8 protein-coding genes are annotated in these 7,557 nt (G+C 62.6%); 2 read left to right on the top strand and 6 right to left on the bottom strand.

Annotated elements, in window-relative coordinates; all coding sequences use genetic code 11:
* The 4 genes from CQ12_RS03340 to CQ12_RS03325 form a co-directional block, all read right to left on the bottom strand.
* The coding region (locus tag CQ12_RS03340) for an alpha/beta family hydrolase (RefSeq protein WP_347337405.1) at positions 1 to 336 on the bottom strand (336 nt) is incomplete at its 3' end.
* Between the two features lie 108 nt (positions 337 to 444).
* Complete coding sequence (locus CQ12_RS03335) at positions 445 to 1,128, bottom strand: glutathione S-transferase family protein (RefSeq protein ID WP_057833944.1); 684 nt, start codon at positions 1,126 to 1,128, stop codon at positions 445 to 447.
* Between the two features lie 108 nt (positions 1,129 to 1,236).
* Entirely contained in the window at positions 1,237 to 2,073 is an 837-nt protein-coding gene (locus CQ12_RS03330; RefSeq protein WP_057833943.1) for a MerR family transcriptional regulator, read from the bottom strand.
* 38 nt (positions 2,074 to 2,111) lie between these two features.
* Positions 2,112 to 3,038 (bottom strand): alpha/beta fold hydrolase, encoded by a 927-nt coding sequence (locus CQ12_RS03325; protein WP_083519107.1) that lies wholly within the window; start codon positions 3,036 to 3,038, stop codon positions 2,112 to 2,114.
* A 352-nt stretch (positions 3,039 to 3,390) separates the two neighbouring features.
* On the opposite strand from CQ12_RS03325, the gene CQ12_RS03320 reads away from it, so the two are divergent.
* Complete coding sequence (locus CQ12_RS03320) at positions 3,391 to 5,238, top strand: di-heme-cytochrome C peroxidase (protein WP_057833942.1); 1,848 nt, start codon at positions 3,391 to 3,393, stop codon at positions 5,236 to 5,238.
* Between the two features lie 80 nt (positions 5,239 to 5,318).
* Here the strand turns inward: CQ12_RS03320 and CQ12_RS03315 are convergent, their stop codons facing one another.
* Positions 5,319 to 5,561, bottom strand: coding sequence for a hypothetical protein (locus CQ12_RS03315; protein ID WP_057833941.1), 243 nt, complete (start codon positions 5,559 to 5,561; stop codon positions 5,319 to 5,321).
* A 237-nt stretch (positions 5,562 to 5,798) separates the two neighbouring features.
* On the opposite strand from CQ12_RS03315, the gene CQ12_RS03310 reads away from it, so the two are divergent.
* Positions 5,799 to 6,767: an alpha/beta hydrolase gene (locus tag CQ12_RS03310; protein ID WP_057833940.1), complete on the top strand. Its 969-nt coding sequence runs from the start codon at positions 5,799 to 5,801 to the stop codon at positions 6,765 to 6,767.
* Between the two features lie 56 nt (positions 6,768 to 6,823).
* On the opposite strand, the gene CQ12_RS03305 is transcribed toward CQ12_RS03310, so the two are convergent.
* Complete coding sequence (locus CQ12_RS03305) at positions 6,824 to 7,486, bottom strand: DUF2569 family protein (RefSeq protein ID WP_057833939.1); 663 nt, start codon at positions 7,484 to 7,486, stop codon at positions 6,824 to 6,826.
* Positions 7,487 to 7,557 lie beyond the last annotated feature (71 nt).

The raw sequence follows: 7,557 nt of genomic DNA, 5'->3' as shown, positions 1-7,557 counted from the left end.
CCCGCCGAACGATCGGCCGCCCGCAATCAGCGGCAGCGCGGGAAGGCGCCGCCCGGCTTCCGCCACCGCCGCGCGCACCGCGGCGTGCGCAACCGCCGGCGGATCCGGCCGCTTGCCGCCTTTCTCCATATAGGGGAACTGATAGCGCAGCGTCGCAATGCCACGCTCGCCGAGGCCCGCGGCAACCGTTGCCATCGACGCATGAGCCATGCCCGCCCCGGCCCCGTGCGCGAACACGTAACAGGCGCGGCATTGCGATGGCTCGATCAGCAGCGCGGAAACCGCCTGATCGGAGCCCACCTCAATCCGGAGCGATTGCGCCTCGGCTGCCGTCATGTGATGTGACCGATGTTCAACTGCATAATCGAGACTCTATCATCGAAAAAGGCAACAAGCCGCCCGCGGCCCAAGCAGCCGCGGCCGGCGTTGCCGTACTCTTAAACCTCATGCCGCCGAAAGAAAGCCCCGCTTCAGCCCCATCTGGTCGACGAACGGTCTTTCGTCCGCCAGCGCCCGCTGGAACACGGCGGTCGCCGCGATCTCCCGCAGATATCCGGCAAGCTTCGGATAGCGGGAAGCGTCGATTTCAAAGCCCAGATATTGATAGACAATGAAGTTCGACACGATGGCGATATCAGCCAGTGTCATGGTGTCGCCGACCAGATATTTGCCCGCGATCTGCGATTCGAGATAGCCGAGGATTTTCGGCTGCACATTGGTCAGAACGTCGTCGATCACAGCCCGGTCGGTCGGGACGTTGCGGATATTGGGACCGACGATCGTCTGGACGAACAGCGGATGGACGACATGCCGGAAGATGGTGCCGCCGGCATAGGCATCGAACCACAGCACCCGGCCATAGTCCCTGATGTCTTCGGGGAAGATCGGCGGCGCGGGCTGCTTCCTGTCGAGGTAGAGGCAGATGGCGGTCGAATCCGCGAGCGTGAAGTCGCCATCTTGCAAGACGGGAATGAGCCCCGTCGGGCTGAGCGTGCTCCAGTTGGCCGGCGGATTGCCGGGGATGACCGGGATCACCACCTCAAATCTGTAATCGACCTTCTTCAGGATCGCGGTGACGATGGCCTTGCGGGTATGAACGGAAAGCGGAACGCCGTGGATCGTAAGCATGTTCACTCCTGTTGCGGTTTGACCGCCGGCCGGGTTCCGACACAGCGGTTCGCGTTGCCGGAACGCACGTGCGCCCGGGATGGGTGGTTCGGGGAAAGCGAAGCGAAACTAGGCGACCTGCCGGACCGGAAACTGGATTTCCACCAGCGCCCCCTCGAAGCCTGGTGGACCGGTGATCGGCTCGAGGAACACTTCGCGGCATGGTCCCGCGATCTGATAATGGTTGGCCTCGATCCAGGTGCCGACAGCACCGAACGAAGTGTGGCTCTCCAGGTTGGTGCCCGGCCGCACGATGGTCGCCATCGTCTCCACTGCCGGCAGTTCGCTCGCCCGCAGCAGGTAGTCGCCACGGAGGCGGACGGCGGCGTTCGAGGGCCGGGTCAATGAAAAGCCGATTTCGAGATCGAGCTTCTCGTCATCACGGTCGTTGCGGGCGACCACGATCAGCTTGTCCCGCAGCGCCGGCTTGATCTGCCGCGCGCCGTCCTCGGCGACGAGGCTGATCATGCGGACGGCCTCGTCCATGTCGGCGTAGGCGCAATGCAGCGACAGGAACGGCGCCGGCTCGACCGATTTGAGGATGACGTCAAACCCCTCCGTCCCGCCATGCCGGTCGATTTGCGCGATGCGGGATTCGATATGCCGCAACTGCGCCTGCTGTTCGTGCAGCGAGCGCTCCACCTCCGCCCGTTTCAGGGTGAGCATGGCGCGAAGCTCCGTCGCCGAAATGCTGTCCTTCAGCAGCGGGCCGATCTGTTCCAGCGTCAGGCCGAGTTCCTTCAGCGCAAGAATGCTGTTCAGCCGCGGCAGTTGCCGGATGCTGTAGTAGCGATAGCCGGTCTCACGATCGATATGGGCCGGCTGCAGCAGCCCAAGCTGGTCGTAGAAGCGCAACTGCCTCGCCGAGACTTGCGCGATCTGGGCGAACTCACCGATACGAAACATCAGGGTGCTCCAATCTGGTGGCGATCCATCGGCGTAGCTCAGCTCGCGATGAAGGCCTGCAGGTCGCGGGTCACACGGTCCCTTTCGGTCAGCACGATGCCGTGCGAGGCGTCACGATATTCGATCAGCTTCGATCCGGCGATGCCGTCGGCCGTTGCCTTGCCGATCGCGAACGGCACCGGAATGTCCGATGTGCCGTGCAGCACCAGCGCCGGCACCTTCACGGCAGCGAGTTCGGGCCGGAAGTCGGTTTTCGCGAAGGCGTCGACGCAGGCCGCCGTTGCAGCGACGCTGGCCTGCATCGCCATGGCAAGCGTCGAATCGACCATCTCCTGCGTCACGCTATGGGTCGATGGCCGCCTGGCGTCGAGGAATACGTCGCGGAGCAAGCCCGTCAGATACGCCTTGCGGTCGCCCTGGACGCCTTGCTTGATGCCTTCGAACACCGCGCCGTCGATCCCGATCGGATTGTTCTCGCTCTTCATCAGAAAATGCGCGGCAGCGCCGACAAGACAGGCCTTTGCGACATGGCGGCCCCGATGGCGCGCGAGATAGCGCACCACCTCGCCGCCGCCCATGGAATAGCCGACGAGCGTCGCATCCCGTACGCCGGTTTGCTCGATCACATCGGCGAGATCGTCGGCGAACGTATCGAAATCATAGCCGCCGGCGGGCTTGTCCGAGCGGCCGAACCCGCGGCGATCATAGGTGATGACACGTAAGCCGGCCTTTGAAAGCTGCATGGCCTGATAGTCCCAGATATCGGCGTTCAGCGGCCAGGCGTGGGTCATCACGACAGCGCGGCCCGAGCCTCCGGTATCCTTGACGAAAAGCCCGGTGCCGTCCCGGGTCACGACCTTGAACGTACGGCCCTGGCTTTGGGCGCGATGCGACGAAATGACCGCGGTGGCGGTGATGGCAAGGGCGCCAAGGGAAAACTGAAGAAAGCTGCGGCGGGTGGACATGGGCGGGCTCCTCTGTTTCGAGGAGCGCGATATGCGGGTTTGACGCAACGTCAAAGTCAAGCGGCTTTTTCATACAAGTCTGCGCCGAAAAGCTGGCAAGCAATTCCTGGGCATATTTCAAGGCGACACTCCGAAATCAATCGAAGGGATTTCGGGCGCGCCTTAATATGCCGTGATCGTCGCAAAAAATGCTGCTTCAGGCTGAAGTGCAGGATTCGTGGACAGGCTTGTGATGCCACTATAGGATGGCATGATACTTGATCGCACGCCGAGGGTGATTCGTTTTTTCGGCGCCTTTTGACAGCAAACGAATATTGCGCGCGCGCAGCGCGGTTTTGAGAAGGGGCAGGCCATGCGGGGCAAGAGGATTGCAAAAATCGTGATCGCGCTGGCGATCATCGGTATCGGTTACGCCGCCTTCAAGGACGACATCGCCAAGCTCTGGCAGGATCTTCACGTCAAGATCGTCGAGCACCCGACGCCGAAGAAGACCGTGTGGCTCGACCAGGGTATCGATAAGGAAACGCTGAGCTGGTTCTATCACAAGGATCAGGGAACGCGGACCTTCGGCTTTCCCTTCAAATGGTTCATGGCGCTGGAGCAGCCGACGATTCCCTGGCCCTTGTTCACCAACCCCGGTCTGTTCAGCGACCCCGCCTATCTCGATCGCTACGGCTTCATTGCCGACACCATCATATCAGGCAAGACGGCGCTTCCGATCGGCTTCGCGGAAGGCACCCCGATGCTGGACCCGACCGGGGCGCCGTGGAAGAACCCGCGCGACAAGAAGGACATGAACGGCGTCGGCCTGACCTGCGCAGCCTGCCATACCGGCAGTTTCACCTACAACGGCACCGCCGTCGTCATCGACGGCGGACCGGCGCTCACCAATCTGTTCGCGATGAAGCAGGGCATGGGCATCTCGCTGCTGCTGACGCGAATCTGGCCCGGCCGCTTCAGCCGCTTTGCCGACCGCATTCTGGGGCCGGACTCCACCGTCGACGAGCGCGAGACGCTGAAGACGCAGCTCGATCAGGTTCTCGCCCAGTACAAGCGGGTCAAGAATCTGGAAGAGCGCGTCGCCTCCCAGAGCATTCTGGAGGGTTACGGCCGACTGGATGCGCTGAACCGGATCGGCAACCAGGTGTTCTCCATCGACCTGAACAAGCCGGAGAACTATGCCGGCTCCTCCGCGCCAGTGCATTACCCCCGGATCTGGAACACGCCGTGGTTCGACTGGGTTCAGTATAACGGCTCCATCATGCAGCCGATGGTGCGCAACGCCGGCGAATCGCTCGGCGTGTCAGCCGAACTCAATCTGACCGAACCATCCAAGGGTCTCTACAAATCGAGCGTCAACGTCGACGCACTCGATGAAATGGAGATGATGATCAAGGGCAAGAAACCGCCGAACGCGAAGGATGGATTTTCGGGGCTGAAATCCCCGAAATGGCCGGGCGACATTCTGCCGGCCTACGACCAGAAACTGGCCGACGAGGGCGCCAAGCTCTACAAGACGCATTGCCAAGAGTGCCACCGGCCACCGATCACGAGTGCGGAATTCTACGATTTCAACAACAAGGACTGGTGGACCAAGAACCAGGCTGGCGAGCCAATTCTCAAGGTGGAAAACGTTCCGATCTCGCATATCGGAACCGACGACGCGCAGGCCGCCGACATGCTGGCCCGCACGGTCGCGGTGCCCGAAAACCTCGGCATCAAGAATCCAAGCTTCGCATTCGCGCTGGGCGAACTGGTCGAGAAGACCGTTAATTACAGCTTCGACCAGCGAAAGCCGCCGGTCAGCGAAGCGGAGCGGAAACGCATCGACGGGTACATGCCGAACGAACTTCGCGGTGAACTGGCCTACAAGGTCCGTCCGCTGAACGGGGTCTGGGCGACGCCGCCCTATCTGCACAACGGCTCGGTGCCGACCATCGACGACCTGCTCGGCGACCCCGAAAAACGGCCGAAGACATTCTACCTCGGCAGTCGCGAATACGATCCCGTGAAGCTCGGTTACAAGACCGACCCGATCACCAACGGTTTCCTGTTCGACACCTCCATTCGCGGAAACTCGAACAGAGGCCACGAATTCCGGAAGGACTACAACAAGGACAAGGAAATCAAGGGCGTGATCGGGCCGGCGCTGTCGGAGGGCGATCGGAAGGCACTGATCGAATACCTCAAGACGCTCTGAGCCATTCGCGCGCTACCCACGGCCGGTCTTCACCCGGTCGTGGTTGTGCACATTGACGCCGCTGCCGTCGAACGGCTGCATTACCTGCTGGCAACCAGCCGCAAATGCGGCTTGATCGTCTCCTCCAGCTCGGCCTTGAGCTGGTGCACGCGCGGATCGCCGGAGCGCGCCGCGCAAACCGAATATTGATTGACCGAGCACGCCAGCGCGTGCCGCTCCTCGGCCGTGCGCGTCACCTGCGGGCTGGACAACCTCAGCACCATCCCGCCGAGTTGCACCAGCATTTCGTCGAGCGCCCGATCCATTCCGGAGATTTGATCCATCACACACTCCCTCTGGTGGGAGTAATGAGCGGCAGCCCCGGCCGTTCCCCGTGCACGCTTGTTTAGGGATAACCAGAAGTAAACGGCGCCCTGATTCCAGCAACGCGCGCCACGCGCCGGCTCAAAGGGAATCATTATCAATTGAGGGAAATCGGCGGGTCTGGGTAGCGTCCAGCGCAATTGCCGCAGCCGTGCGCGTTACCTATTCTGGCACTCTACCGTTCCCTGCGAGGCCCCATGATTCCGCCGCTCGATCCCGTCGTCGCCCAGATCATCCCGCTGCTGCCGTTGCGCGACCCCACATCGATGACGCCGCAGAGCGCGCGTGAGGCGCTGCGCGCATTGGCGGCCGCGCGCGCGGCGGTTCCGCCGCCGCCGGTAATGAGCGCGGAGGACATCAAGGTGAAGGGCGCAGCCGGTTTCCTGGCCGCGCGGGTCTATCGGAACTCGGCCGACAAATCGCCGACGGTCGTGTTCTTCCATGGCGGCGGCTGGGTGGCCGGCGATCTCGAGACCCATGACCGGCAGGCGCGCTGGCTCGCGATCGAGACCGGCGCGGTCGTGATCTCGGTCGATTATCGCCGCCCGCCCGAGGTGCGTTTTCCCGGCGCGTTCGAGGATGCCTTCGCGGCAGTCAAGGACGTCATCGCCCGCATCTCCGAATTCGGCGGCGATGCGGCGCGCGTCGGCGTCGCCGGCGACAGCGCCGGCGGCAATCTGGCGGCCACCACCGCCATCGCCTGCCGCGACGCCGGCATCAAACTGGCAGCGCAATTGCTGGTCTATCCCGTCACCGACGTCGCCGGAAATTTCGCCGATACAAAAGAGAACGCGCGCTTTCCCTCACGCGCCGAAAACGCGGACGGCTATTTCCTCACCCGCGCCACCATGGAATGGTTTTGCGGCCATTACCTCGAAGACAGCACCCACGGCACCGACTGGCGCGTCTCGCCGCTGCGCAAGAAAAATCTCGCCGGCCTTGCGCCCGCCATCGTCTGCACCGCATGGTTCGATCCGCTCCGCGACGAGGGCAAGGCCTATGCGGAAGCACTCAAGGCCGCGGGCGTGCCGACCAGCTATTACGACGGCCTCGGTCTGATCCATGGCTATTTCGGGCTTGGCGAAGCGTCGGAGACGGCGAAGCGCGAGGCGCAACGCGCGCGGGCGGAATTCAAGGCTTTGCTGGATAAGGGCGTGGCTGCTTAACTTTCGCCAGGGCGACAAATGCGTCCGCATCTCCCCGCGCATGTGGAGAGGGCTCCTTACTTCGTGAACGTGTTTGCCACCCGCCGGGAGCGCAGCACGTAGGAAATCCAGATCAGCGAAACGATCGCGGTAACGACCATTTTGCCGCCCTCGAGGGGCTCGACAGTCAGGAACTTACTCATCGGCTGGTCGAGCGAGACCGAGAAGATCGTCGCGGCCCAAAAAAGGTCCACGACCGGAAAGAAGATGACGCAGACCATTTGCGCAAGGAAGAAGCCTGGAAAGCGGCGCGAGTGACTGAACAGGAGCCAGGTCGTGTAGATCGATAGGCCAATCAACGCGGCGTACATTACCATCTCGCCCCACAGCGCGATCGGGAAGCGCGTCCAAATATCGGCGCTGATCCCTTGAAGGTATTGGCCGACGGCCATGAGCTGGCGTGGGATGCCGATCACCTGACCGAGCGCCAGCAGGCCAAGCCAGCCGCCGATGCCGGACGGCTCAGACTCGATCCTCTTCACCTCCGTCACGCCTTCTACGGCCGGCAGGTGCCGAGCAACCTCGCGTACTTCCCCGGCCGGCTTCCAGTCGTCGAAGCCGTGCCGCCAAACCTTGACATGCTGGGGATCGGTCATTTGCGAAAGGAGCGGGAGCAGTTCGGCGAGCGGCAAGGGACCACACGGCACATCGCCCTCGGTGTAGTACCAGACAGCCAGCATGCAAACGCCCCCAACGTTTGGACCATTGTAGCGGGCGCGCGGCGCACGTCACGATAGAAATCGCACAGATG

Origin of the sequence: Bradyrhizobium jicamae (assembly GCF_001440395.1) — a bacterium.
GTDB classification, from domain to species: Bacteria; Pseudomonadota; Alphaproteobacteria; order Rhizobiales; family Xanthobacteraceae; genus Bradyrhizobium; species Bradyrhizobium jicamae.
The sequence above is the reverse complement of the archived record's forward strand: the minus strand, read 5'-3'. Positions and strand labels throughout refer to the sequence as shown.

Excerpts from the sequence above, each read along its gene's own strand:
- CQ12_RS03335 (WP_057833944.1), bottom strand. The coding sequence starts at position 1,128 with ATGCTTACGATCCACGGCGTTCCGCTTTCCGTTCATACCCGCAAGGCC.
- CQ12_RS03330 (WP_057833943.1), bottom strand. The coding sequence starts at position 2,073 with ATGTTTCGTATCGGTGAGTTCGCCCAGATCGCGCAAGTCTCGGCGAGG.
- CQ12_RS03325 (WP_083519107.1), bottom strand. The coding sequence starts at position 3,038 with ATGTCCACCCGCCGCAGCTTTCTTCAGTTTTCCCTTGGCGCCCTTGCC.
- CQ12_RS03320 (WP_057833942.1), top strand. The coding sequence starts at position 3,391 with ATGCGGGGCAAGAGGATTGCAAAAATCGTGATCGCGCTGGCGATCATC.
- CQ12_RS03315 (WP_057833941.1), bottom strand. The coding sequence starts at position 5,561 with ATGGATCAAATCTCCGGAATGGATCGGGCGCTCGACGAAATGCTGGTG.
- CQ12_RS03310 (WP_057833940.1), top strand. The coding sequence starts at position 5,799 with ATGATTCCGCCGCTCGATCCCGTCGTCGCCCAGATCATCCCGCTGCTG.
- CQ12_RS03305 (WP_057833939.1), bottom strand. The coding sequence starts at position 7,486 with ATGCTGGCTGTCTGGTACTACACCGAGGGCGATGTGCCGTGTGGTCCC.